The organism is Streptomyces finlayi (assembly GCF_014216315.1).
Taxonomy (GTDB): Bacteria; Actinomycetota; Actinomycetes; order Streptomycetales; family Streptomycetaceae; genus Streptomyces; species Streptomyces finlayi_A.
The window spans coordinates 2226366-2251721 of the sequence record NZ_CP045702.1; the positions used below are offsets into that span (position 1 = coordinate 2226366).

Annotated in this window: 18 protein-coding genes and 1 tRNA gene; 11 read left to right on the plus strand and 8 right to left on the minus strand. The window is 71.4% G+C overall.

All coding sequences use genetic code 11. From position 1 onward, the window contains the following. Positions 1–4: 4 nt before the first annotated feature. From F0344_RS10005 to F0344_RS10020, 4 genes are all read right to left on the minus strand, one after another. Positions 5–1315 (minus strand): homoserine dehydrogenase, encoded by a 1311-nt coding sequence (locus F0344_RS10005; RefSeq protein ID WP_185298448.1) that lies wholly within the window; start codon positions 1313–1315, stop codon positions 5–7. 95 nt (positions 1316–1410) lie between these two features. Next, a complete protein-coding gene (gene lysA, locus F0344_RS10010) occupies positions 1411–2802 on the minus strand; it encodes a diaminopimelate decarboxylase (protein ID WP_185298449.1) in 1392 nt (463 codons plus the stop codon). A gap of 24 nt (positions 2803–2826) precedes the next feature. Next, a complete protein-coding gene (gene nrtL, locus F0344_RS10015; protein WP_185298450.1) occupies positions 2827–3888 on the minus strand; it encodes an ArgS-related anticodon-binding protein NrtL in 1062 nt (353 codons plus the stop codon). Between the two features lie 55 nt (positions 3889–3943). Then, positions 3944–4378, minus strand: a complete 435-nt coding sequence (locus F0344_RS10020; protein ID WP_258049823.1) for a response regulator — start codon at positions 4376–4378, stop codon at positions 3944–3946. Between the two features lie 151 nt (positions 4379–4529). Here F0344_RS10020 and F0344_RS10025 point away from each other — a divergent pair. Then, positions 4530–4601, plus strand: a tRNA-Arg gene (locus F0344_RS10025). Between the two features lie 332 nt (positions 4602–4933). On the opposite strand, the gene bla is transcribed toward F0344_RS10025, so the two are convergent. Further along, entirely contained in the window at positions 4934–5890 is a 957-nt protein-coding gene (gene bla, locus F0344_RS10030) for a class A beta-lactamase (RefSeq protein ID WP_185298452.1), read from the minus strand. A gap of 326 nt (positions 5891–6216) precedes the next feature. Here bla and F0344_RS10035 point away from each other — a divergent pair, with 326 nt between their 5' ends. Together F0344_RS10035 and F0344_RS10040 are read left to right on the plus strand one after the other, a co-directional pair. Further along, positions 6217–10218, plus strand: coding sequence for a GDSL-type esterase/lipase family protein (locus F0344_RS10035; protein ID WP_258049824.1), 4002 nt, complete (start codon positions 6217–6219; stop codon positions 10216–10218). Between the two features lie 82 nt (positions 10219–10300). Continuing rightward, a complete protein-coding gene (locus F0344_RS10040; protein ID WP_185298453.1) occupies positions 10301–10699 on the plus strand; it encodes a hypothetical protein in 399 nt (132 codons plus the stop codon). Positions 10700–10721: 22 nt separating this feature from the next. On the opposite strand, the gene F0344_RS10045 is transcribed toward F0344_RS10040, so the two are convergent. Further along, positions 10722–11888 carry a P1 family peptidase gene (locus F0344_RS10045; protein WP_185298454.1) on the minus strand — a complete coding sequence of 389 codons (1167 nt, stop codon included), beginning with the start codon at positions 11886–11888 and terminating at the stop codon, positions 10722–10724. A gap of 217 nt (positions 11889–12105) precedes the next feature. Here F0344_RS10045 and F0344_RS10050 point away from each other — a divergent pair, with 217 nt between their 5' ends. Beyond that, positions 12106–12786: an NUDIX hydrolase gene (locus F0344_RS10050; protein ID WP_185298455.1), complete on the plus strand. Its 681-nt coding sequence runs from the start codon at positions 12106–12108 to the stop codon at positions 12784–12786. 22 nt (positions 12787–12808) lie between these two features. On the opposite strand, the gene F0344_RS10055 is transcribed toward F0344_RS10050, so the two are convergent. Both F0344_RS10055 and F0344_RS10060 read right to left on the minus strand, forming a co-directional pair. Continuing rightward, positions 12809–13669, minus strand: a complete 861-nt coding sequence (locus F0344_RS10055) for an enoyl-CoA hydratase/isomerase family protein (protein ID WP_185298456.1) — start codon at positions 13667–13669, stop codon at positions 12809–12811. An 8-nt stretch (positions 13670–13677) separates the two neighbouring features. Next, positions 13678–14460, minus strand: coding sequence for a phytanoyl-CoA dioxygenase family protein (locus F0344_RS10060; RefSeq protein ID WP_185298457.1), 783 nt, complete (start codon positions 14458–14460; stop codon positions 13678–13680). 474 nt (positions 14461–14934) lie between these two features. On the opposite strand from F0344_RS10060, the gene F0344_RS10065 reads away from it, so the two are divergent. From F0344_RS10065 to F0344_RS10095, 7 genes are read left to right on the plus strand one after another with little or no spacing between them, the layout of a single operon-like run. Further along, positions 14935–16383, plus strand: a complete 1449-nt coding sequence (locus tag F0344_RS10065) for a B12-binding domain-containing radical SAM protein (RefSeq protein ID WP_185298458.1) — start codon at positions 14935–14937, stop codon at positions 16381–16383. Between the two features lie 2 nt (positions 16384–16385). Further along, a complete protein-coding gene (locus tag F0344_RS10070) occupies positions 16386–17810 on the plus strand; it encodes an aldehyde dehydrogenase family protein (RefSeq protein ID WP_185298459.1) in 1425 nt (474 codons plus the stop codon). Positions 17811–17848: 38 nt separating this feature from the next. Next, positions 17849–18958, plus strand: coding sequence for an AMP-binding protein (locus F0344_RS10075; protein WP_185298460.1), 1110 nt, complete (start codon positions 17849–17851; stop codon positions 18956–18958). 1 nt (position 18959) lies between these two features. After that, the gene (locus F0344_RS10080; RefSeq protein ID WP_185298461.1) at positions 18960–20366 is read left to right on the plus strand and encodes an asparagine synthase C-terminal domain-containing protein; all 1407 of its coding nucleotides are present in this window, start codon (positions 18960–18962) and stop codon (positions 20364–20366) included. Further along, positions 20338–21741, plus strand: coding sequence for a B12-binding domain-containing radical SAM protein (locus F0344_RS10085; protein ID WP_185298462.1), 1404 nt, complete (start codon positions 20338–20340; stop codon positions 21739–21741). The genes F0344_RS10080 and F0344_RS10085 overlap by 29 nt, the downstream gene beginning before the upstream one ends. Positions 21742–21794: 53 nt before the next feature. Next, a complete protein-coding gene (locus F0344_RS10090) occupies positions 21795–23837 on the plus strand; it encodes a B12-binding domain-containing radical SAM protein (RefSeq protein ID WP_185302604.1) in 2043 nt (680 codons plus the stop codon). Continuing rightward, a complete protein-coding gene (locus F0344_RS10095) occupies positions 23834–25297 on the plus strand; it encodes an MFS transporter (protein WP_185298463.1) in 1464 nt (487 codons plus the stop codon). The genes F0344_RS10090 and F0344_RS10095 overlap by 4 nt, the downstream gene beginning before the upstream one ends. Positions 25298–25356 lie beyond the last annotated feature (59 nt).

Genomic DNA, 25356 nt, shown 5'->3' on the forward strand with positions numbered 1-25356 from the left:
GTCCTTACTCCCCTTCAACACGCATGATGCTGGCGACACCGCGCACGGTGTCCAGCTTGCGCAGCGCCTCGACGGTCGCCGAAAGGGCGGCGTCGGGCGCGCGGTGGGTGACGACGACGAGGGAGGCCTCGCCGCCGGTTTCCTGACTGTCCGGCCGGCTCTGCTGGCGGACCGTATCGATGGATACGCCCTGTTCGGCGAAGACTGTCGCGACCTGGGCGAGTACGCCAGGCTTGTCGGCCACGTCGAGACTGATGTGGTACCGCGTGACGACCTCGCCCATGGGGCTGACCGGCAGACGCGTGTACGCGGACTCACCGGGGCCGGTGGCCTCGCCGAGCTTGTTGCGGCAGACCGCGACCAGGTCGCCGAGGACCGCGGAGGCGGTCGGCGCGCCACCGGCGCCGGGGCCGTAGAACATCAGCTGCCCGGCCGCCTCGGCCTCGACGAAGACCGCGTTGTACGCCTCGCGCACGGAGGCCAGCGGGTGACTGAGCGGGATCATCGCCGGGTGGACACGGGCGGTGACGGACCTGCCGTCGGCGGCGCGCTCGCAGATGGCGAGGAGCTTGACCGTGCAGCCCATGCGGCGGGCGGACGCGATGTCCGCCGCAGTCACCTCGGTGATGCCCTCGCGGTGCACCTCGCCGATCTTCACCCGGGTGTGGAAGGCGATACCGGCCAGGATCGCGGCCTTCGCGGCGGCGTCGAAGCCCTCGACGTCTGCGGTCGGGTCGGCCTCGGCGTATCCGAGGGCGGTGGCCTCGTCGAGCGCCTCGGAATATCCGGCTCCGCTCGTGTCCATCCTGTCGAGGATGAAGTTGGTGGTGCCGTTCACGATGCCCAGGACGCGGTTGACCTTGTCCCCCGCGAGGGATTCGCGCAGCGGACGTACGAGGGGAATGGCACCGGCCACGGCCGCCTCGTAGTAGAGATCCCGGCCCTGACTCTCCGCGGCGGCGTGGAGTGCGGCGCCGTCCTCGGCGAGCAGCGCCTTGTTGGCGGAGACGACGCTCGCGCCGTGCTCGAACGCTGTCGTGATCAGCGTCCTGGCCGGCTCGATGCCCCCGATGACCTCGATGACCACATCGATGTCACCCCGTTTGACCAGGGCGGTCGCGTCGGTGGTGATCAGTGCGGGATCGATTCCCGCCCGCACCTTGGAGGGTCGGCGGACGGCTACACCGACGAGCTCCACCGGTGCGCCGATGCGCGCGGCGAGGTCGTCGGCGTGCGTCGTCATGATGCGCGCCACCTCTGAGCCGACCACTCCACAGCCCAGCAGCGCCACCTTCAGCGGACGCGTACGCATCATCCGACCTCGTTTCTCATACATCTGGTGTGTGGACCAGTCTCACTCACCGGACGGGAGTTTCTGCCACCAGTCCGGATCCTGAGACGACTATTTCATCAGCCGACATCGAGTGACAGAAGATCTTCCTCTGTCTCCCGTCGGACGATGACGCGCGCCTCGCCGTCCCGCACGGCGACGACCGGCGGGCGGAGGGCGTGGTTGTAGTTGCTCGCCATGGAGCGGCAGTACGCACCGGTGGCGGGCACGGCGATCAGGTCGCCGGGTGCGAGGTCGGCCGGCATGAACGCGTCCTTGACCACGATGTCGCCACTCTCACAGTGCTTGCCGACGACACGCACGAGCATCGGCTCGGCATCGGAGCGGCGGGACACGAGCGAGACGCTGTACTCGGCGTCGTACAGCGCGGTGCGGATGTTGTCCGACATCCCGCCGTCGACGCTGACGTACGTACGGAGGCCTTCGAGGGGCTTGATGGTGCCGACCTCGTACAGCGTGAACGCGGTGGGGCCGACGATGGCGCGGCCCGGCTCGACGGAGATGCGCGGGGTGGCGAGTCCTGCCGACTCGCACTCACGGGTCACGATGTCGCTGAGCGCCTTGGCGATCTCGTGCGGCTCGCGCGGGTCGTCCTCGGAGGTGTAGGCGATGCCGAGCCCGCCACCGAGGTCGATCTCGGGGAGCTCGACGCCGTGCTCGTCGCGCACCTCGGCGAGCAGTTGCACGACACGGCGTGCGGAGACCTCGAAGCCGGCCATGTCGAAGATCTGCGAGCCGATGTGCGAGTGGATGCCGATGAGTTCCAGGCCGTCGAGGGTGAGCACCCTGCGGACGGCCTCGGCGGCCTGTCCCCCGGCCAGCGCGATGCCGAACTTCTGGTCCTCGTGGGCGGTGGCGATGAACTCGTGGGTGTGTGCCTCGACACCGACGGTGACGCGGATCTGCACGCGCTGCCGCTTGCCGAGACGCTGGGCGACATCGGCGACCCGCACGATCTCCTGGAAGGAGTCGAGCACGATCCGTCCCACGCCGAGCCGGACCGCGCGCTCGATCTCGTCCTGGCTCTTGTTGTTGCCGTGGAAGGCGATGCGCTCGGCGGGCATCCCGGCGTCGAGCGCGGTGGTCAGCTCGCCGCCGGAGCAGACGTCGAGGTTCAGCCCCTCTTCCTGGAGCCAGCGCACGACGGCGCGCGACAGGAACGCCTTGCCCGCGTAGAACACGTCGGCGTCCCGCCCGAAGGCGTCGGACCAGGCGCGGCACCTGGCCCGGAAGTCGCTCTCGTCGAGGAAGTAGGCGGGGGTGCCGAACTCCTCGGCGAGCCGTGCCACCCCGATGCCGCCGACGGTGAGCGCGCCCTCCGCGTCGCGGGTGACGGTTCGGGACCAGACCTTCTCGTCCAGGACGTTCAGGTCGGCGGGCGGCGCCGAGTAGTGCCCTTCGTGGAGGACATCGGCGTGACGGGGGCCGGCGGGGTGGGCGGATCGGCTCATCGTGGTGTTCTGCTCTTTCGGGTCTCAGAGGTGTCGGGGCGCGCTGATGCCGAGCACGGACAGGCCGCCTGCCAGCACCGTTCCGGCGGCTTCGGCAAGGGCCAGCCGGGAGCGGTGGGCGGCCGAGGGTTTCTCGTCGCCGACGGGGAGCGGCGCGCGGGCGTCGTGGAAGTCGAAGAAGGCGTGCGCCACCGTTTCGAGGTGCCGGGCGACCCGGTCGGGTGCGTGGTGGCGTGCGGCCGCGGCGAGGACGCCGGGGTAGTCGGCGAGTGCGGCGTGGAGCGCGGGCGCCTCGACGTCCTCCTCGTACACGGCGGAGAAACCCAGCCGCGCGGCAGCGCGAGTGAGCGCGTGGGCGCGGGCGCGGCCGTAACGGACGAGGAAGAGCGGATTGGCCGCGCCTTGCACGAGGAGGTCGTCGCCGAGCTGGGCGCGGTCGTGACCTGCCGGCCTGAGCAGCCCCCAGAGGGCGGCGTCGGGGCCGAGCCGGGCGAGCAGCTCACGGGCCGTGGCACCCGCGGGGACCGGCCGGATCTCGATGCTCCCGGGGGCTCCGTCGTGCGGGACGAGCGGAGCCCGCAGCCACTCCCAGTCGCTGTCGGCGTCCTCGGTGCAGCCGGTGAGCACCTGGCCGCCCTGGGTGCGCAGGACGCGCCCCACGGACCCGGCGACGGCCGCGGCCCGGACCTCGCGCCGGTGGTGCAGCCGGTGGAGCTGCCCTGCGTTCGAGGTGACGCACCCGTACCGGAGGCCCTTCTCCCGCACCTCGTGCACGAGGGCCGCGCGGGCGTCGGCGTCGGCCGAGGCGTCGAGCGTGAAGCTCAGGAAGCCGGGGCCGGTGATCTCGACCCGCCCGATCCCGGGCGTACCGGCGACCCGGTCCCGGAGGAGCCGCGCCACCTCGCGGGGCGCCAGGGCGGCGGGACCGGCCAGCTGGAGAGCCACGGCGCAGGCGTAGTCGCCGCTGCCGCCGGGCCTGGTCCTCTCCACTCGCACGCGCGCGGGTACGGGCACGTGCAAGGCATCCTCGTCGACCGCGCGCCGCACGGCGTGCAGCACGGTTCGGGAGAGATCTGCCGGAGTCACGGGACAAGCGTATGGGAGGAGGGGGGGCACCTCGCGACCCCGTTTCGCCATGCGGTCAGCCCGCCGGGCTCCCCGCGCGCCCTGCACCACGCCTGTCGTCGACCGACGGCTGGTCCTCACGGTGCATCAGACGACGGACCATCCGCACCAGCTCGCTCGGCTCGAACGGCTTGGCCAGAAAGGCATCCACCCCTGCGGCGACCCCCGCTTCGACCTCGTACGGCGTGCAGGCGCTGACGATCGCGACGGGCAGATGACTCGTCCGGGGATCGGCACGCAGCCGGGCGGCGGTCTGGACTCCGTCGAGCCGGGGCATCACCACATCGAGTGTGATCACATCCGGGCAGAGCCGGTGCACCAGATCCAGGCACTCCGCACCATCAGCCGCGGTCACGACCTCGAAGCCCTCCAGCTCGAGATTGACCCTGATCAACTGCCGGATGACCTTGCTGTCATCGACAACAAGCACGCGGCCGGACGCGCCAGACACCCTCCGAGGGTAGGTCCGCCGGAGAGGCCGCGTCCGGGTTTTACCCACTTCCGGCTGCGGTCGGACGTCCCGGGGACGCGTGAATACCTGTTCACGGACAGCCCGCGGAAGCTGGTAGGGTTTCACTCGTCGCCGCACAACACAGCGACACGCCCCCGTAGCTCAGGGGATAGAGCATCGGCCTCCGGAGCCGGGTGCGCAGGTTCGAATCCTGCCGGGGGCACTCCAGCCGGGACAACGCGATCAACTCGCCGACCAGCTGAAGTGCCAAGCATGAAGGCCCGGACTCAGTTCTGCTGAGTCCGGGCCTTCGTCGTTGTCGGCATTGATCACGAGCGCGCGACGGTCGGGACACCTCTGCCGCAGCGGATGCCTGCGGCCACCGGCCGCGTCCGGCGCCGGGTCGGCTCGTCGCTCTGCCCGAGACCCAGGTTCCTCCAGGACGCCGGAGCTCCGGCCGACGACGCTTCCTGATGGCCCTCTGCCCAGCGGAAATGCTGAGCAGAGGGCCTTTTTTCGTGCCCACTTCGCGCTGCGGCGTACGGCAGTGCACCGTCACTCTGGCTCCGGTGCCAGGGCTTTCGTGACCGCCGACGCCGCACGGGCGATCAGGCGGTCGTCGTAGGCGGCGTCCTCGCTTCTGCCGTTCGACATGATCGCCATCACGACGGGCGCGCGGCCGGGCGGCCACACCACCGCGATGTCGTTGCGGACGCCGTAGGCGCTTCCGGCGCCCGCCCTGCCGCCCACGACCCAGTCCTCGGGCACGCCGGCCCTGATGAGAGTGGTCCCGGTGGTGCTGGAGCGGAGCCAGGCCGCGAGCTGGGTGCGTTCGTCCTTGCCGAGGGCGTCTCCGAGTACGAACGCCCGCAGATCTTCGGCCAGGGCCCTGGGGGTGCTGGTGTCCCGGGTGGCGCCCGGGGACCACTGGTTCAGTTCGGTCTCACGGCGGTCCGTGCGGGTCACGTCGTCGCCGATCTCCTTGAGTACGGTGTTCAGGCCCTGGGGGCCGCCGAGTTGGCCCAGGAGCAGGTTGGCCGCGGTGTTGTCGCCGTGCCTCAGGGCCGCGTCGCACAGGGAGGCCAGGGTCATCCCCGTACCGGCGTGCTTCTCCGTCACCTCGGAGCGGGGCACCAGGTCGTCGCGGGAGTAGGTGACGACCCGGTCGAGGCCGCGCAGGGAGTACCTGCGCAGGACGGCTGCGACGGCCAGCGCCTTGAAGGTGGAGGCGTGGGCGAAGCGTTCGTCTTCGTTGTGCGTCACCTCGCGGCCCGTACCTGTGTCCACGGCGTGCACGCCGAGGCGAGCGTCGAACTCCCGCTCCAGGGCGGTGAACTTCCGTTCGAGGGCGGCCGATCCGCTGCGTTCGGCGTTCGGAGTCCCGGACGGGACGCCCGTGGTCCCGGACGGGGATCGCGCCGGGGTGGCGTCCGTTCCGCAGGCCGTCAGCACCACCAGCGCGAATGCGGCGAGGGCGGAACGCCGGGCGCGGGGTCGCTGCATGGAGGCCATCCTGACCCGGGGTGCCGGAGCGGTCAAACTTCCCTCGCTCCAGGCCCTGTCGGGGTCCGAAGCGGGTTCCGGCGGTGCGAGCGGGGAGAGAGCGGCAGAAGAGCAGCCGGTGCCACGATGGCGCGTACGAGCCCCCCACCGGCGGTCGAGTCACGATCTCCCGCAGCCCATCCCGTTCGCCCGCACCGGGCCCCACACCCGGTCCGGTCAGGCGGGACAAAGTCTCCGCCCCAGGGAGCCAGCCTTCGTATGCCTGCGGGCGCCGGCTTCCGGGTGCGGTCACGCGCCCTGCTCTGGGCGCGAACACCAGAAAAAAGGACGGGAAGTTGAGACGCAGCATAGTAAGACATGCGCGTGTTCCGGTCGCCGCTGTCGCCGCTCTCGCAGTGGCCTGCGGTGTCGGAACGACGCAGGCGTTCGCGGACGCCGTACCCCCGGGGGCAGCCAACGGCTGGTCCTCGCCCACCGCTCCCCCGGCCGACGGGGCCGGCCCCGGAGTCAGGCCCCGCTCGGTTCCCGCGAAGGAGCGCGCCGAGGTACTGGGAGCTGACCACCGGGCCTCCGCGGACCGGGCGTTCACCACGTCAGGTGACGGTTCGGGCTTCCACGTGATGGTGGCCGACGAGAAGGACGGCTACCGGTGGAAGACCGCCGCCTCGCTGTCCGAGCCGGGCTTCGACACGGACGCGTGGATCGGAAACGCCTGTCTGACCGAGTCGGGCCGGTACGCCGCCGTGGCCTACGCCCCCCGTACGTTCACGAACAAGCCCGACCTGATGAGCCGCGGCGCGTTCACGGCCATCGTGGACCTGCGTAACGGCGACGTACGCAAGCTGCCGTTCCAGGCCACGCTGGCGTACTTCTCCCCCGGCTGCGGCACGGGCGAGGACGTGGTGTTCTCCCAGTTCACCGACGAGAACACCTCCAAGAGGAACGAGACCCGGCTGGTCAGGGTCGCGGCCCGTACGGGCACCGCGACCAAGGCCACGGTGGCCGGTCAGGTCACCTCGGCGGTTCCGGTCGGCGGCGAGATCGTCGCCGCGCGCGGCCGGCAGCTCGTGAAGATCGACGGCGCGAAGGTGCGGACGGTCGCCCCCACCCACGCCCCGCCGTTCCAGCTGAAGCCGGACGCCGACGGGGGTGTGACCTTCATCGACCGCCTCCCCGGCGGGAAGGCGGGATCGTCGGCCGACGACCGGGCGGCCGTATCCCGGGTCGGCGCGGGCGCCCTGCGTGCGTCGAACGGGAAGGGCAGGGCTGCGAAGCTCGCCGAGGGCGGGCTGAGCCGGTTCGACATCGCTCGTACGCCCTCGGGCGCGGTGTACGTCACCGGAGAGGCGCGCAGCAAGGGCGCCTTGCCTGCCGCCGTCCGCAACCCGGGTGGCATCGCCAAGGACGCGCGGATCTCCAGCCACGGAGCCGCAGCGGTCACCACCGCGTGGGCCGACGGCAAGGACTCACGGATCTCGGCGCAGGACGCCGCCTCACCGCGCGCCGCCCGGATCACCCTGAAGGCGCTCGACACGGGTGAGACGGCCGTTCTGGACGCCGCGCCGGGCAACCGGTTCGGCGACGAGAGCGCCCAGCGCGCCGCGACGGCGATGAGCCCGGCACTGACCGGGGCGGCCAGGTCCGGCGGTGTGTCGACGATGGCCACGCCGGTCGACGCGGACCGTACGTGCTCGGTGCCCAGGAACGACGTGAAGAAGCAGGCGTTCCAGCCGACCCCGCGGCAGATCGAGTGGGCCGTGGACCAGGCCGTCGTCGGCCAGCTCAACAAGCATGTGACCAGGCCGGCGAACTGGAAGAACACCGGCATGGCGGGGTACGCCCCGCAGTCGATGTTCCCCCTGACGCCCCTGGCGGGCGGCAGTGGTGCCGACTGGCACGTACCGGCGCAGGTGATGCTCGGCATCACGGCGCAGGAGTCGAACATGTGGCAGGCCACCCGGTACGCGGTTCCGGGTGTCTCGGCCAACCCGCTGATCGGCAACTTCTACGGCATCGAGTACGCGTCCGACGGTGAGCAGAGCGACCCCTGGCTCATCAACTGGAGCAAGTCCGACTGCGGTTACGGTGTCACGCAGGTCACCGACGGCATGCGGCTCCCGGGCAAGGGCCAGCCCACGAAGACGGTGGCGCAGCAGGAGGCCATCGCGCTCGACTACGCGGCGAACATCGCGGCGGGTGTGAACATCCTGATCGAGAAGTGGAACCAGACGCGCGCCGACGGGCTGATGATCAACGGCGGCAACCCGAAGTACATCGAGAACTGGTTCTTCGCCCTGTGGGCGTACAACAGCGGCTACTACACGCAGGCCTCGTCCGGCACCACCTCGGGCAAGTGGGGCGTGGGCTGGACGAACAACCCGGCGAATCCGCTGTGGAAGGAGAACCGCACCCCGTTCCTGGAGGACTACGCCGGCTACGACGACTACAGCCACGCCGCGCACCCGCAGGACTGGCCGTACTCCGAGAAGGTAATCGGCTGGGCCGCCCGGCCGCTCGCGGCGATGTTCAAGCCCGGCGACTTCCAGCCCGGTTACCGCGCGGCCTGGTGGACGTCCACGGCCAACCGTACGACGGCCAAGCCCCCGATCGGCCTGTTCTGCGACGCGAGCAACGACTGCAACCCGTCGAAGATCAGCACGGGTGCGACGAACAACACCGGTGGCGGCCCCTGCCTGCTGCCCGGCAACGAGTCCGACCCGCTGTACCTGAAGTGCTGGTTCCACAAGTCCGTCACCTGGAAGAACTGTGACTCCAGCGCCCAGTGCGGGCACCCGCTCCACCGCTTCAACGACACCTATCCGGAACAGCCGGACGAGAACTCCTATCCGCCGCGGTGCACGGCAGGACTGCCCACCGGCACGAGGATCGTCGACGACGTGGCCAACGGCGTCACCCCAGTGGGTTCCGCCACGCGCTCCTGCGGTGCGGTCGGCTCGTCGGGGACGTTCAACTTCGACTTCGGTACCGCCTCGTCGAGGATCGACCTCCATCAGATCGGCGCGGGGAACGAGAACCACTTCTGGTTCACCCACACCAACAAGGTGGGGACGACGGACGCCACCCGTCTCAAGACGACGGGCACCTGGACGCTGGGCACGACGGACCGGGGCTGGATGCGGGTCTGGGCGCACGTGCCCGACCACGGTGCGCACACCCGCCAGGCCGCCTATGTCGTGGGCGGTACGAACTCCACCAGCCCGAAGCGGGTGAAGCCCCAGCGTGTGCTGGAGAACAAGTGGGTGTCGCTCGGGGCGTTCTACTTCACCGGCGTGCCGACCGTGGCGCTGTCGAACGTGACGGAGGACGGAAACGGGACCGAGGACGTGGCGTGGGACTCGGTCGGCTTCGAGCCGCTGGGCGCCAAGCCGAGTCACCAGGTCGTCGCCATGGGCGACTCGTACTCCTCGGGTGAAGGCGCCTCCGAGAACGGCGGTGACGACTACTACACCGAGTCCGACTACTACAGCGCGCAGCAGCCGGACACCGAGAACACCTGCCACCGGTCCAAGTACGCCTGGTCCCGGCAGGCCACGCTGCCCGGCTACACCAAGTCCATCGGGGCGATGGCCGACGACCGCGACAAGATCATGGACTACCAGTTCGTGGCGTGTTCGGGAGCCCGGTACTACAACATCCTGAGCAAGGGCCAGAACAGCGAACTGCCGCAGATCCAGCAGGGCTACCTCGACCAGAACACCACGCTGGTCACCCTGTCGGTCGGCGGTAACGACGCCCGGTTCGCCGACATCATCAAGGAGTGCGTCACGGCCGGCACCGTGTGCAACAACAACTCCATCGACGCAGTCGATCCCGACAACGGGAGCAAGACCGGCGGCACGACCGGCCCGCTGGACCAGTGGGCTCCGAAGTGGCTCAACGAGCAGATCCGGCCGCGTCTGACCGGGATGCTCAACGAGCTCCACAAGAAGGCCCCGAACGCGAAGATCGTGCTCATGGGCTACCCGAGGCTCCTGGAGGGCGTCGGAGGGTGTGTCCTCGGCATCGGTACCGCGGAGGCGCCGTGGCTGAACAGCATGGCGGACACGCTGGCCGGCGAGATGCAGGGTGCGGTCAATGACGCGAACCGTCTGTACGCGGCCAAGGCCGTGTTCTCCGACCCGCGTGACGAGTTCGCCGGCAAGGCGATCTGCGGTGACCCGGAGACGGTCCACGGCATCGTGCTGTCCGGACACGCCAAGGCCGACGCCCGTGACCCGAGCTGGCTGCCGGGCAACATCGCCCCCTCGATGAAGTCGTTCCACCCGAAGATCCCGGGTGCGCGGCTCTACGCCGACAGTCTGCAGAACACGCTGTAGGTACGGAGAAGCCCGGAGAATCGGCAGGGGATCTGAGTACGTGTACTCAGGTCCCCTGCCTGCGCCATGAAAGGCTGAAGGTATGACGATTACGGTGGGAATCCGCGCCGCTCGCGGAGCGAAGGGCGCGGTCGCGTCGGCGGTGGCCGCCACCGCCTGCTACCTGATGTGGTCGGGCGGCAGGGACTGGGCGTCGGACGCACGGGCAGCCGAGCCGGACGCCTTCCTGGCCGGCTCCGTCGAGTCGGTACTGGCGTTGGTCGCCGGCGTGGTGCTGATGCCGGTGCTGCTGTGGGCGGGGATGCGCGTGATGCGGGAGCGGGGCAACCATCTGCTCGTCGTCGCGGGCACCGGGGTGTGGTTCCTCCTCGGAGGCCATGTGGTCGAGGACCCGGTCGACGGCGTCGGCACGGTGCTGTTCCTCGCCCTGTTCGCCGTGCTGGGCGGGCTGCTGTCCCTCGTCCGTACGCCGGACAAATAAGGGCCCCTGACTGTCCCTGGCCTCAGCCGTACAGCTCGCGGTACGAGGGGAAGTCGCCGCCCGGTCCGTCGACGCTCTCGGCGGTCAGGGCCGCGTGCACCACGGCCCGGGTCAGCACGTCGGCCCCGGCCGCGAGCACCGCGTTGAGCTCCATGGCCTCCAGGTGCGCGCCCCAGCCCGAGCGGTGCTCCGCACCGCCGGGGGGCTCCTGGCTCTCCGGCACCAGCGGCAGCCTGGCGGTGGAGAGCGCGAACACGGTGTCGCCGTCGGTGAGCAGATGCACCGGGCGCACCGCGCGGGCGAGGCCGTCGTGGGCGGTGCCGGCCAGCTTCTGTGCCTGTGGACGGGTCAGCGTCGCGTCCGTGGCGATCACGGCCAAGGTGGTGTTGAGCGGCTGTGCCTCTCCCGACTGGCGCCGCCGGGTCTCCGCGCGGGCCGCGAGAAGCCGGTCCCGCGCCCGGGTGTGCCGTTTCCCGCCCGGGTCCGCGGCGAACAGCCCGCGCGCCAGGAACTCGTCACCGAGGCCCGTGCGGGCGCCGTAGAGGACTCCGCTGCCGGGGTCGAGCAGCGAACCGGCCGCGTTCACGACCGCGAGGGCCGCCACGGTCGCCCCGGACGGCAGGACGACACTCGCCGTACCGACGCCACCCTTGATCCCGTCGGCCACCGCGCCGGTGCCCGCACCGACGCACCCCAGTGCCACCGGGGCACCCGCCTCCGTGGCGTCCGCCGCTTCGACGGCCGCGCGCCCGAGGTCCGCGTCCGGCCTGGCCCGCCACCGCCCGCCGCGCCCGAGGTCGAACAGGGCCGCGGCGGGGACCACCGGGACCACCTGGTCCGGGCGGGCTCCCACCCGGAAGCCGCGCCCCCGCTCCTCGAGCCAGCGCGCCACACCGCCGGCGGCGTCGAGCCCGAAGGCGCTGCCGCCGGTCAGCACCACCGCGTCGATCCGCCCCACGAGGTTGCGCGGGTCCAGTGCGTCGGTCTCCCGGGTCCCGGGGCCGCCCCCGCGCACGTCGACGGCGGCCACGACGCCGTCCTCCGGTGCGAGGACCACGGTGACACCGGTCAGCCAGCCGTCACCGTTGCGCCCCGCGTGCCCGACGCGCAGCCCGGTGACGTCCGTCAGCGCGTTCAGCGGCCCCGTCACCGGCGGCCCCGCCCCGTCCGTCCCCTGACGCACACTCATCCGCTGTCCTCCCCGAGACACCCGCCCCTGCGGCGCGATCCCCTCAAGGTACCGGGCACCCCACGGCGCACAGGGGTCCCCGCGGGCCCAAGGACAGCACCTTCCGGCAGCCATGCCCCGTACGCATCGCGGGGCACCGCAAAGGGCATGACCGATTCCCCGCCAATGCGGCGGGAGACCCGCGCCCGGGACCGGCTGCTCGCCTACGCTGGTGGCCGTGGCTCCCGACACGGCACCTGCGCCCGGCCCCCACGTACCCCCCTGGCTGGCCGACGTGGCCGTGCGGGCCGGCCGGGACAGCGCTCCCGAACTGGAGCGGTACACCTCGCCAGATCCCGCGTCAGGCAGGTCCTCCGCCGTCCTGGTGCTGTTCGGCGCCGGGGAGGACGGGCCCGACCTGCTGTTCCTGCGGCGGTCCGGCGCGCTGCGCGACCACCCCGGGCAGGTGTGCTTCCCCGGCGGCTCCGTGGGCCCGCAGGACCGCGACCCGGTGCACACCGCCCTGCGTGAGACCGCGGAGGAGACCGGTCTCGACCGGGCGGCCATCCACGTCGTCGCCGCGTTGCGCCCGCTGTACCTGGCCTGGAGCGGCTTCTCCGTCACGCCCGTGCTGGGCTGGTGGGAGGGCGGTACGGTCCCCGTCGGCGACGGCGGCGAGATCGTGTCCGTGCACCGGGTGCCCGTACGGGACCTCGCCGATCCCGCGGGCCGGCTGCGGGTGCGCATGACGGAGGGCTACACCGGCCCCGGCTTCCTGACCGGGGAGCTGTTCCTGTGGGGATTCACCGCGAGCCTCGTCACCTGGCTGCTGCGGCTGGCGGGGTGGGAGCGCCCCTGGGACGCCACCCGGGTCGAGGAACTCGCCGACGCCAAGCGCCGCTACGGGGGCGTCGGTTGAGCCGCCCCCGCGGTGAGCGCCGTCAGCCCGCCTCGCCGCGGCGGGCCGCGCGTTCGCGCTGGCTCTTGCGGAAACCGTCCACCGGTCCGGTGGAGCCCCGCATCAACGCGAGGTACTCCCGCGTCTCCACCGCGACGGCCTCTTCCCCCGAGACCCCGAGACCGCCCATGACGGCGGCCTTCAGATGGCGCAGGCAGTCGCCCGGCACAGCGGCCAGCGTGGCGGCGAGCGCGGTGGTCTCCTCGCGCAGCCGGTCCTTGGGAACCGCCCGCAGGGCCAGCCCCGTCGACACGGCTTCGGCGGCCGTGAGCCAACGGCCGGTCAGCAGCATCTCCATGGCGGGCTGGAGCCCCATCTTGCGTACCGCCCGGTGGGAGGCGCCGGCGCCCGGCATGTGGCCGTACGGCGTGTGGACGTCGCCGATCCGCGCCTCCTCCGAGATCAGCACCAGATCGCACGCCATGGCCAGTTCGAAGCCGCCCGCCCGCGCCTTGGCCTGCACCATCGCGATGGTCGGCATGGGCAGCCGTTCCAGGGCGAACGCGACCCGGTTCATCCGCTCCAGGTAGACCTCGAACATCTCGGTGTCGCCCTTGTCGCCCGCCAGCACCTCGCCCAGGAACCCCAGGTCGCTGCCGATGCAGAAGGCCCGGTCACCGGCGCCCGTGAACACGAGCACCTTGGTGACCCCGTCGTCCGCCACCCGCGCGAAGGCGTCGATCAGCTCGTGGTGCATGCGCTCGGTGGTGGCGTTGAGCCGCTCGGGCCGGTTGAGGGTGACCCAGGCGATGCCGTCGGCACGTTCGAGGATGATCGTCTCGTAGGTGTCCGGGTGGAGGCCGGCGGGCCCGGCGGGCGGGCCCCCGGCAGCGGTGCCCGTCATCGGACCGTTCACCGGATCAGGTCGGCGGCGAGCGGGTACTCGGTCATCGGCCGGCCGCGCACCGTCGTGTCGGCCCGCACGAAGACCAGCGAGTAGGCCCGCCGGGGCCGGTCGGTGAGGTTGGGGCCCGAGCCGTGCAGGGTGTTGATGTGGTGCACCAGGGCGCTGCCCGCCGGGACGGGGTACGGCACCGTCTCCTGGTCGGTCAGGGCCTCGACGAGGACGGCACCCTCCTCGGGGCGCACGTGCTCGACCTTGCCCAGGTGATGGGTGCCCTTCACGTAGTGCACGCAGCCGTTCTCCAGGGTGGCGTCGTCCAGGGCCATCCAGATGGTGACGGCGTCCGGCGGGTCCAGGTGCCAGTAGCGATTGTCCTGGTGCAGCACCAGGCGGCTGCGTTCGCCCTTGCCCGCGGGCTTGTAGAAGGAGTGGTCACGGAAGAGCCGTACCGGTCCGCCGAGAAGGGCCTCCACCCGGGGCACCAGGTCGGGGCGGCGGATCTGCTCCTCGCACACCGGGTCGTTCTGCCAGATGCCGATCTTCTGGAGCAATGCCCGGTCGCTCGGCCTCTCCGTCGTCTCGGACAGGTCGAGGACGCCGTCCGCGGGCTCGTCACCCCCGGCGAAGAACGCCCGCTCCATGGACGCGCGGAGCGCGATCACCTGGGAGGGGGTCAGGACGTTGTCCCAGCGGATCACTCCGTCCCGCTCGAACGTCTCCCGGTCCGCCTCGGGGTCCGACGTGATCGTCAGCACGTCCGCTGCGTCGGCCGGTCGCTGGAAAGCGGTCATCGGTACCTCTCCGGAGCACGTGCAGGGTCACTTCGATCCGCTGAACTCCGCAGCGATGCTGCCACAGAGTCGGCGCCCGGCACAGCAGCCGTTGACGCATCGCCGTGATGCGCCGACGGCATGGCCGAAGAGGGTTCGCGCGCCCATGCCACCGCAGTGCGGGGGTGACCCGGTAAAGGCATTGGACGGCGTACGGGGGCCGTGGTGCTCTGGAGCACACGTGCAGTCCGGCCCAGCTCTTCCAGCACCGCTGTCGATCGACCGGAGTCGCCTCCGGGCACTTCTTCACGCCGGACCCGACACCCGGCGCCCCCCGTCCCCGATCACCAGCTGACGACCGGAGCAGGCCCACCGTGTGACTCGCGGGCCGCACGCACAGCACGTCGCCGGCCCACAGGCCCCGTGTGCACACAGGCTGCGGGCGGTCAGCCCGGCCGCGCCTGAGGACTGTCCACTCGCAGGAGGCAGACAAGCATGCAAGTTCTTCTCGTGAACGCTCGCCGGTCGGCGTACTCAGGGGAGTCGATCTCCGCACCGCAGTTGGGGCTGCTGTCCCTGGCCGCCGTACTGCGGGAGGGCACCTTCCACGACACCGCGGGCACCGATGTCCACTTCATCGACGACCAGCTCTTCGTCCTGCAGAGGCCGCTCGCCACGCCCAACGAGCCGCTGCGGGGCTACAACCCGGACGTCGTCGGCATCCAGGTGCTGACCTCCAGCCTCAAGAACGGCGTCAAGCTCGCCTCCGAGGTCAAACACCACCACCCGCGGGCGCTGACCGTGCTCGGCGGTGTCGGCGCGACGCCGCTGGCCCGCCGGCTGGTCGAGGACGGCTCCGCCGACGTCGTCGTCAAGGGCGAGGGGGAGGTCACCTTCTCGCACCTGGTCCACGAGTTCGGCAACAACGGCCGCAAGAACTTCCACAAGGTGCGTGGCATCGTCTTCCGCGACGACGAGGGCGAGGTCGTCGAGACACCCGCCGCCCCGCAGGTGATGCGCCTGGACAAGCTGCCGATGCCGGCCCGCGACCTGGCCGACATGGAGCGGTACCGGACCATCTCGCGCGGCCGGGCCGGCAATGTCGTCACCGCCCGCGGCTGCTCGTACGCCTGCGCCTACTGCTACTCCAAGCACCAGTGGGGTGTCGGCCAGCGCCGGCACAGCGCCGGGCGGGTACTGGCGGAGATCCGCGAACTGGTCGAGGTGCACGGATTCGACCGTATCCGGATCGAGGACGACGACTTCGTCGAGGATGTCCCGCGCATGCAGGAGCTCTGCCAGGCCATCGAGGACTCCGGTCTCCAGGGCAAGTTCGAATGGGAGGCCAAGGCCAGGCCCGACCTGATCGACGACGACATGGCGAAGATGCTGCGCAAGTCCGGCTGCTTCCGGCTGCTGGTGGGCGTGGAGACGCTCGACTGGTCGCTGCTCAAGCGCCTGGGCCGCCCGGTCAAGGTCGCGGTGACCGAACGGGCCCTGGACTCCCTGGGCAAGGCCGGGATCGGCACCCAGGCCACGATGATCCTCGGCATCCCCGGCGAGACCGACGAGGCGATGCGCTCGACCATCACCTGGCTCCAGGCCCGGCTCGGCGACAACCCGCACGACATCGTCTCCCCGTGCTTCTTCGTGCCGTTCCACGCGGACCTGGAGAAGGACATGGCCAAGCGCGTCGAGTTCACGGTGGAGACCAGCGACACCGACTGCTACACCGGGCACGTCCCGGTGACGTCGAGTCCGGCGTGCTCCATCGACGAGCTGTGGAAGCTCTACGACGACATGACCCCGACCCGCAAGGACGGCCAGTACAAGCGCATCGCCTTCCTCGCGAACCTCAAGACCGTGCAGACGCGCCTCGGTCTGATGGACGGCGGCGCCCCGATGGCCAAGGAGCCCGCGGCCCTGGTCCCGGAGGTCCAGTGACGATGCTCACGACAGCGGCCGGGACGGCCTCCCCGGCTGTCCCGGGCACTGGGGGCACCCTGGACGTCCCGGCGTACTCGGGCTCGCGCCCGGTGATGTCGAACCGTCCCGGGCTGCTGGACGACGGTGCCGGGCGGCCGCTGGCGCGGCTGGGCAACGCCGGTCGGCTGGTGCAGTTCGGCATGGCGCAGGAGGCGGAGAAGACGGCCCGGGTCCTGCGCGGGATCGACGACGACGCCTGGTTCGGGCTGCTGCGCGACGCGGCCGGGCGGCTCACCGCCCGGCTGGACGGCGGTGAGCTCGGCCCGTGGCTGCGGGCGCTGTCCGCCGCGACGGGTCTGCCGCTGCGGCGGGCGGAGCGCGGGGTCCGTACGGTCGCTGACGACCTGGGCCGTATGGAGGAGATCCTCGCCGCGCAGTCCCCGGACGGGACCGTCTCCGCGTACCGGACCGGTGGCGACGACCCGCGGTGGAGCTGGCGGCCCGCCGGGCGCTCCGTGCACGTGCGGGTGCCCGACAACTTCCCGACCATCGGCATCGAGTGGATGCAGGCGCTGGCCGCGCGCCGGCCCGTGCTGCTGAGCACCTCCGCCAGGGACCCGTTCACCGCGGTGCTGGTCACGGAGGCGCTGTACGCCGCCGGGCTGCCGGACAACGCGGTGTCGCTGGTCCACGGCGACGCGCCCGCCCTGCGCCGGCTGGCCGACCAGGTGCTGTGGCCCGGCGAGGATGTGCCGGGGGACTTGCCGCCGGGGAAGGTCAAGACGTACCACTACGGCCGCAGCAGGGCGCTCGTCGGTGACGGCGTTCCCCAGGACGCCTGGGGGCGGCTCGCCCGGGAGGCGTTCGCCGGCTGCGGCCGGCTGTGCACCAACATCAGCTCCCTGGTCGTGCTCGGTGACGCCGAAGAGGCCGCCGGGCAGCTCGCCCGGGAGTTCGCGGACCGCCCGGTGCTGCCGCTCGACGACCCGTCGGCGTCGGTGCCCGCCTTCCCCGACCGTGCCGTGCGGGACGCGCTGGCGACGCGTGTCGAGCGGGAGATCGCGGCGGGCGCGGTCGACGTCACCGGGGCCGCCACCGGGGTGCCACTGCGGGTGGATCTGGACGGCGTGGCGTACCTGCGTCCCACGGTGCTGCTGCTGGACGCGGGTTCACCGCTGTTCGGGACAGAGCTGCCGTTCCCCTTCACGGCCGTCGCGCACGTGCCGCGCTCCAAGGCGGTCACGGCCTGCGCGGGTTCGCTGATCGTGTCCGTGCTCGGTGAGGCGGGCGGGCTGGTCAGGGCGCTCGCCGAGGAGCCGGGCGTCGACAAGGTCTTCGGCGGCGACGACTTCGACCGCGGTTACGACCCCCGCGATCCGCACGAGGGGTATCTGGCCGACTTCCTGTTCAAGAAGAAGGCAGTTCTGCCGGGCGCCTCCGCGTGACCGGCGGCAGGAACAGCATCAGAGAAGAGGGAACCGCCATGCCAACGCCGAGCGCGTCCGTGCTCCGTCAGATCACCGATGCCGACGTTCGCCGGACCGTCCGCCTCCACTTAGACCCCCGGCATGGCACCCCCTACTGGCTGGAGCGGGACCGGCGCATGGGCACCAACGGCCTGGAGAAGGTCCAGAGTTTCCAGAACGCGGTCACCCTGCTCGGGCTGACGGAGGGCGCCGACCAGATGCACTACGAGGAGGCGTCGCGGCGTACCCCTCTGGAGAACTTCGTCCCCAGGTCGGTGCTCGGCGAGGGCGGCGCGCTGTGGGCGGCGCAGACCGGCGGCACCACCGGGCCCGCCAAGCACGGCACCTGGGGCGCCCGCTACTGGGCGGACATCCTGGAGTTCTCCGACGAGTTCCTGGATCTGCACGGGGTGCCGAGGAACACCAACTGGCTGTTCGTCGGGCCGATGGGCCCCCACACGACGGGCCGGCTCGTCGTCGCGTTCGCCGAGCGGCGCGGCGGCATGTGCTTCTCGATCGACCTCGACCCCCGGATCGTGAAGATCTTCGGCGAGGAGGGCATGACGGCCGCGTACGACCGGTACGTGCGGCACATCTGGGACCAGGTGGAGGAAGTCGTCCGTTCCCAGGACATCGGAGTGGTGTTCTGCACCTCGCGGCTGCTGGACATGCTGCCCGAGCGGCTGGGCACCGAGCCGCTGGCCGGTGTGCGGGCCATCGTGCACGCCGGTACGACGATGGAGCCCGACGCCCACCGCGAGCTGCGCGAGGAGGTCTTCCCCGGGGTGCCGGTCGTCGGCATGTACGGCACGTCGACCACCGGCATCAACTGGCAGAAGCCGTTCGAGGCCGAGGACGGCCACCGGGTGGTCTACGTCCCCTGCCGCCCGCACGTCGCCCTGGACGTCATCGACGAGCACGGCGCCGAGGTGCCGTACGGCGAGGAGGGCCGGGTCCGGGTCTGGCGGCTGACCGACGACGCGCTGGTCCCCGGCTTCCTGGAGCGCGACCGGGCCCGCCGGGTGCGCCCGTACGGGGTGGCCGCCGAGCGCTATCCCTGGCCCTGGCTGGGGGACCCGTACTCCCCCGAATTCACCGAAGGACGACGCGTCGAAGGGGTGTACTGACATGGCCGGCTTCCTGCTGCGCTGCCACTCGGGCCCGGTGGAGTTCCAGCCCCTGGGACCGGGTCGCGGACTGAGCACGCTGGTGGTGCGCGAGGGCGCGGACACGCTGGTCGTGCACGGTGACCGGCTGACCGAGGAGGCCCCGCCGGTCCACGCCCCGCTCGACGAGCTGCTGTCCTGGACCGAGCGGTCCCACGCGCGCTACTGCGCGGTGCTGGTACGCGGCGGCCGGGCCACCCTCTGGAGCGACGTGGGCGCCACCTGCCCGCTGCACTACGCGCGCGGCGCCGACGACACCCTGCTGGTCGCCACCTCGGCCGGCGCGGTGCTGCCACTGCTGGCCGGGCCCCCGGTGCTCGGCGGCGCGGCACAGTCGCTGCTGCCGGGCGGGCGCTTCGCGGGCGTGACGGCGGTCCCGGCGAACACCGCGGTGACGCTGGCCGTGGAGGCGTACGGAACCGAGCCGGTCGCCACCCGTCAGGTGCGCGGGCTGCCGGACAGGCCGGTGACGACCGGTCCCCAGGAGGCGGTGGCCGCCGTCCGCGAGGCGCTGCGGTCCTCGGTGGCCCGACTGGCCGCCGGGTCCGACGAACTGGGGGTCATGCTGAGCGGCGGTGTGGACTCCTCGACGGTCGCGGCGCTGGCCGCCCGGGAGAGCTCCGGCGCGGAGCTGCACACGTACACCGTGGGAACGCCGTTCGGCGACGAGTTCGAGCAGGCCGCGTGGTTCGCGGACCGCCTGGGCAGCAAGCACCACGAGCTGATGTTCGGCCCCGAGCAGCTCACGGAGCTGCTGCCGGACATGATCCGCTCACTGGAGACCTGGGACCTGCTGACGCTCCAGATCGCCGCACCGGCCTGCTTCCAGCTCACCGCCATGGCCGCCGAGCGGCGTCAGGTCCTGCTCTCCGGCTACGGGGCCGACCTGCTGTTCGCCGGGCTCGGAGGCACCGGCGGCGAGGAGGACATCGAGCGGGCGGTGGTCGCGCAGACCGCCGCGACCGCCCGGAGCAACGAGTTCGGCCCGGCCTTCGCCGACGCCCGCGACATCGTCGTCCGCTACCCGTACTGGACGCGTGAGGTGATGACGGCGGCCCTGGGCATCCGGGGCCGGCTCAAGGTCCGCGAAGGCACGGCGAAGTGGGTGCTGCGCAGTGCCGCGGCCGAGGTCCTGCCCGCCGAGGTGGCCTGGCGGCCGAAGCGCGGCATCCACGAGGGCACCGCCATGAGCCGGATGTTCGCCACCGCCCTGGGCGGCGACGACCCCCGCGTCCAGTCGGAGCGGCTGCACGCCATCGCGACCTCCGTCTTCTGCCAGGACGGGCCGTCGGCCCGGGGCACCGGCACGGGGAACGGGACCAACGAAAGGGAGGGACTCGATGAGGGTCTTGCTGGTGTGGCCTCGTAACGAACGGGCCCTCCTCAGTGACCGGCTGAGCTGCTGCGAGCCGCTGCCGCTGGAGTATCTCGGCGGCGCGCTGCGCGGCGACCACGACGTGACCATCCACGATCTCCGGCTGGACCCGCCGCTGGAGACGTACGCGCAGACGCACGAGCCCCCCGACCTGATCGGTGTGGCCATCCCGTACACGACCAGCGTGCACGTCTCGCGGGAGGTGAGCCGGGAGGCGCGGCGGCTCTGGCCCGACGTGCCGATCGTGCTCGGCGGCCACCATCCGACGGTGTCGGCGGAGTGGCTGAACGGCTTCTCGGCCGACTGGATCGTCGCCGGTGAGGGCGGCGCCGCTCTCAGCCACCTGGCCTGCGAGCTGGAGGCCGGCCGCTCCCCCTCTCCCGTGCAGGGCCTCGCCCCGTACGACTCCCGCACCGGCCTGGAGCGCGACCGGCGCCCCAAGCCGGCGGCGCTCAACGACCTGCCGATGCCCGACCGTTCGCTGCTCTCCCACCACCGCGGTGACTACTTCCACTCGGTGTACCGCCCGGTGTCGCTGATCCGGTTCACCGCCGGCTGTCCGTACACCTGCAAGTTCTGTTCGCTGTGGCGGATGACGGACCGGCGCTACCTGGTCAAGGACATCGACCGGGTGCTCGCGGAGATGGCGGACATCGAGGGCAGCAATCTTTACGTGGTGGACGACGAGGCGTTCATCCAGCCCGGACGGATGCTGGAGCTCGCCGACGCCATCGACAAGGCCGGATTCCGCAAGCGCTTCCACATGTACATACGGACCGACACGGCACTGCGCAGGCCCGACGTGATCGCCCGCTGGGCCGAGGTCGGGCTGGACTCGGTACTGGTCGGCGCGGAGTCGATGACCGACGACGAGCTGTCGGGTTACCGCAAGGGAACCGATCCGGGCCAGACCCGGCGGGCCCTGGACCTCTTCCACGCCAACGGGGTGAAGGTCCGGGCCAACTTCATCGTGCAGCCCAACTGGCTGGACGAGGACTTCGCCCGGCTCAACCACACCGTGCAGGAGCTCCAGGTCGACATGCCGAGCTTCTCGGTACTGACCCCGCTGCCCGGCACGGACCTGTACGACGAGAGCCGGTCTCAGCTGATCAGCGACGACCCGGAGCTGTTCGACTGCTACCACGCCCTGTTCCCCACCCGGCTGCCGCTGGAGACCTTCTACCACCGGCTCGCCGACCTGCTGGCGGGGGCGAGCGCCCGCTCCTCACCCGGTGTCACCTCCGGCGCCGACCCGTCGGTCTTCTACTACTCCGACGACAGCGCGTTCGACGAGATGCTGCGTGCCATCCGCGGAGGCGCGGACTGGTCGCGTCCCTGGGAACCGGAACCCGTACCCAGCACGAAGTAGCAGAACCGGTGCCCACCGAGAGAACCGTCCGACCACGAGGAGCCGTGACCAGCATGTCCGCCGAACTCCCCCGCCGCGGCCGCAAGGTGTACTTCGTCGGCCTCAACGCGTTCCCCTTCCTGCCCCTGGTGGCCGGACTGCTGCGCACCTACGCGGAGCAGGACGAGAACATCGCCTCCGCCTACGACTTCCAGGAGCCCGTCTTCCTGGTCGCTCCGGTCCGGGAGATGGCGGACGGCATCGTCGAGCCCGACGTCCTGGCCCTGTCCTGCTACGTGTGGAACTTCCGCCGCCAGATGAAGGTGGCGAAGCTGGTCAAGGAGCGCTACCCGAACGTGCTGGTGGTGGCCGGCGGGCCGCACGTCCCCGACCGGCCGGGGGACTTCTTCGAACGGCATCCGTACGTGGACGTCCTGGCGCACGGCGAGGGAGAGGTGGCGTTCCGGGGGCTGCTCGCGGAGCGCCTGACCGCGAGTCCGGACTACACGACGGTGCCCGGCGTGACGGTTCGCCGGGAAGGGGCGGCGGTCGCCGGGCCGAAGGCCGTACGGCTGCCGCGTCTGATCGACACGCCGAGTCCCTACCTGCTGGGCGTGATGGACGGGGCCGTGGCCACCTGCCGGAAGCGGGGGCTGCGCTTCTACGCCCTGTGGGAGACCAACCGCGGCTGCCCGTACTCCTGCTCGTTCTGCGACTGGGGCTCGGCGACGATGAGCACCCTGCGCAAGTTCGAGGACGAACGCCTGCAGGACGAGATCGACTGGTTCGCCCGCCATGACGTGGAGGACCTGTTCATCTGTGACGCCAACTTCGGCATCATGCCGCGCGACCTGGAGATCGCGCACGCGCTGGCGGAGGCACGGGCCGAACTGGGGGCCCCGAGGCAGGTCCGGGTCAACTTCGCCAAGAACTCCAACGACCGGGTCTTCGACATCAGCAAGACCTGGCACGACGCCGACCTGCTGATGGGCACCACCCTGTCGATGCAGAGCACAGACATGGACGTCCTGGAGGCCATCGACCGCAAGAACATCGGTCTGGACAACTACCGCAAGCTCCAGCAGCGGTACGCCGGGGAGAACATCCACACCTACACCGAGCTGATCCTGGGGCTGCCCCTGGAGACCGCGCGCTCGTTCCGCGACGGCATCGGCTCGCTGCTGGAGGCGGGCAACCACGAGGACCTGAGGGTCTACGAGCTGGCCATCCTCCCCAACGCGCCGCTGAACACCCCGGAGAAGATCGCCAAGTACGGGCTGCGCACGGTCCCGAAGCGGATGTACGTGGAGCGCGAGGGCACACCCGACGACGAGGCGGAGACCATGCAGATGGTCATGGAGACCAACGCCATGCCGCGCGCCGACTGGGTCGAGTGCTTCAGTTTCATCCAGTCCGTGCAGTTCCTGCACAACGGCTGCTACACCCGCTACCTGTCGATCTTCCTGCGGCAGGAGCACGAGATCGGTTACACCCGCTTCTACGAGGGGCTGCAGAAGTACTTCAGCAGCCGCCCCGAGAGCGTGCTGGGCGCCCTGTACCTGCGGATGCGCAGCCTCTACCACGACTACATCGACGTCCCCACGCTGCCGCTGGCCAACCTGGTCGCCAGCCAGCCCGACATGGCCGCCGACCTGGCCCCGTACGGCAAGCGCCGGGGCTGGACGATCGACAACTGGGGCTGGCTCCGCGTCGCCAGGGACTTCGACCGCTTCCACGCCGAGCTGCGGGAGTACCTGGGCACGCTGGGCCTGAACCCGGACCAGGACGCCAGGCTGGACGACGTGCTGCGGTTCCAGCGGGACATCATGCTCCGGCCGGACTACTCCCCGGACGAGGGCAAGTCCGCGGAGTACGCCCACGACTGGCCGGGCTACTTCACCGGCGGGGCCCTGGAGCCGCGCCGGGTGCGGGTCGGCTACGGCGACCGGAGCTTCGGCGCGAACGGGCGCTACAAGCCGGTGGCCGGTGACCTCAAGGCGTTCACCATGGCGGCGATCGGCACCAGTTACCCCGTCTCCCGCATGGGCCACTACTGCCACCGCTTCGAGTCCGCCGAGGTGACGTCCGCGGAACCAGTGGCCGGCGAACTGCGGTGAGGAAGGCTCCGGGCCGCACGCCGGCCGGCACCCGGCGTGCGGCCCTGGGCGTGCTCGCGGGGGCCTGCGGGCTCTTCTCCCTGCTCCAGCTCGGTGTCGCCACCCTGCTGCCGCAGATCCAGCACGCCTTCGGGGTCTCCGGCACCGACGCGGCGTGGATCGTCTCCGGCCATCTGCTGGTCGGCTGTGTCGCCACCCCGGTGGTGGGGCGCCTGGGCGACCTCTACGGCCGCCGGGTGGTGCTCGTCGCCGTGCTCGCCGTCGTGGCGGTGGCGGCCGTCGTGGCCGCCGCCGCCCAGTCGTTCACCGTCCTGCTCGTCGCCCGGCTGGTGCAGGGCGTCGCGGCCGGGCTCTTCCCGCTCGCCATCGGCCTCCTGCGGGAGGGGTTCCCGGGGCGGTCGCTGGCGGGGCCCTCCGGGGTGCTGTCCGCGGCCTTCGGGACGGGCGGCGGCATCGGCATCCTGCTGGTCGGTGTCTTCGGTGACGGGGCCGCCGCCTTCCGGGGGCTGTTCGTCACGGCGGGCGTGCTGGCGGTCGTCCTGCTGCTGGCGGGCCTCGCGGTGCTGCCCGAGACCCCGCGCAGGGCCGGGACCCGGGTGGACATTCCCGGTCTCCTGCTGCTCAGCGCGGTGAGTGCCTGTCTGCTGCTGGCCCTCAGCCAGTACGGCAGGGAGGGGATCGGCTCGGCCACCGGGGCGCTGCTGCTGCTGGCCGGGGCGGCGGGCTGTGTGCTGCTCGTCCAGGTGGAGAGGCGCTCCGCGCAGCCCGCGATCGACACCCGGCTGCTCGGGCGGCGGCCGATCTGGACCCTCAACGTGGTGAGTCTGCTGACCGGTCTGGTGATGTTTCAGACCGGCATCCTGGCCCCGGTTCTCGCCGACGCCCCCCGCTCCACGGGCTACGGGCTGTCCGCCGACGGCGCGCTCACCGTGCTGGTGATGCTGCCGATGCAGGTCGCCGCCGTGACCGGCGGGCTGCTTTCGGGCTGGCTCCGGCAGTCCGGCCGGATGACGGCGCGGGCGGTGATGATCACGAGCACCGTGCTGTTCGCCGCCTCCCCCGCCGTGTTCGGCCTCATGACGGGCACGGCCGCCGGCCTGGCGCTGGGCACGGCACTGACCGGGCTGGGCACCGGGCTGCTGGGCGGCGCCATGGCCGAGCTGCTGACGCTGGCCTCACCGAGTGGTTCGACGGGGGTGACTGTCGGCATCAACAGCGTGCTCCGCAACCTCGGGGGCTCGTTCGGGGTGCAGGTCAGTTTCATGGTGCTGGCCGTGACGACGAGCACCGGTGGGTATCCGGCCGTCTCCTCGTACACGGCTGTCTTCGTGGGGGCCACCGTCCTGGCCGCCGCCGGCATCGCCGCGGCCCTGGCCTTCCCTCGTACGGCCGGGCAGCCGGAGGCGGAAGGTCCGATCAGCTCCGGACAGGTCACCCGCCCGATCCGGCCAACTACCTGACGGCGGCCCTGCGAGCACTCGAACGGCCTTACGGTGGCGAGACGTACGTCACACGAGGC

Bases quoted from the DNA above. Each gene is read 5' to 3' on its own strand.
- F0344_RS10070 (WP_185298459.1), top strand. From the start codon at position 16,386: ATGCTCACGACAGCGGCCGGGACGGCCTCCCCGGCTGTCCCGGGCACT.
- lysA (WP_185298449.1), bottom strand. From the start codon at position 2,802: ATGAGCCGATCCGCCCACCCCGCCGGCCCCCGTCACGCCGATGTCCTC.
- bla (WP_185298452.1), bottom strand. From the start codon at position 5,890: ATGGCCTCCATGCAGCGACCCCGCGCCCGGCGTTCCGCCCTCGCCGCA.
- F0344_RS10055 (WP_185298456.1), bottom strand. From the start codon at position 13,669: ATGACGGGCACCGCTGCCGGGGGCCCGCCCGCCGGGCCCGCCGGCCTC.
- F0344_RS10005 (WP_185298448.1), bottom strand. From the start codon at position 1,315: ATGATGCGTACGCGTCCGCTGAAGGTGGCGCTGCTGGGCTGTGGAGTG.
- F0344_RS10060 (WP_185298457.1), bottom strand. From the start codon at position 14,460: ATGACCGCTTTCCAGCGACCGGCCGACGCAGCGGACGTGCTGACGATC.
- F0344_RS10040 (WP_185298453.1), top strand. From the start codon at position 10,301: ATGACGATTACGGTGGGAATCCGCGCCGCTCGCGGAGCGAAGGGCGCG.
- F0344_RS10045 (WP_185298454.1), bottom strand. From the start codon at position 11,888: ATGAGTGTGCGTCAGGGGACGGACGGGGCGGGGCCGCCGGTGACGGGG.
- F0344_RS10080 (WP_185298461.1), top strand. From the start codon at position 18,960: ATGGCCGGCTTCCTGCTGCGCTGCCACTCGGGCCCGGTGGAGTTCCAG.
- F0344_RS10085 (WP_185298462.1), top strand. From the start codon at position 20,338: ATGAGGGTCTTGCTGGTGTGGCCTCGTAACGAACGGGCCCTCCTCAGT.
- F0344_RS10090 (WP_185302604.1), top strand. From the start codon at position 21,795: ATGTCCGCCGAACTCCCCCGCCGCGGCCGCAAGGTGTACTTCGTCGGC.
- F0344_RS10065 (WP_185298458.1), top strand. From the start codon at position 14,935: ATGCAAGTTCTTCTCGTGAACGCTCGCCGGTCGGCGTACTCAGGGGAG.
- F0344_RS10075 (WP_185298460.1), top strand. From the start codon at position 17,849: ATGCCAACGCCGAGCGCGTCCGTGCTCCGTCAGATCACCGATGCCGAC.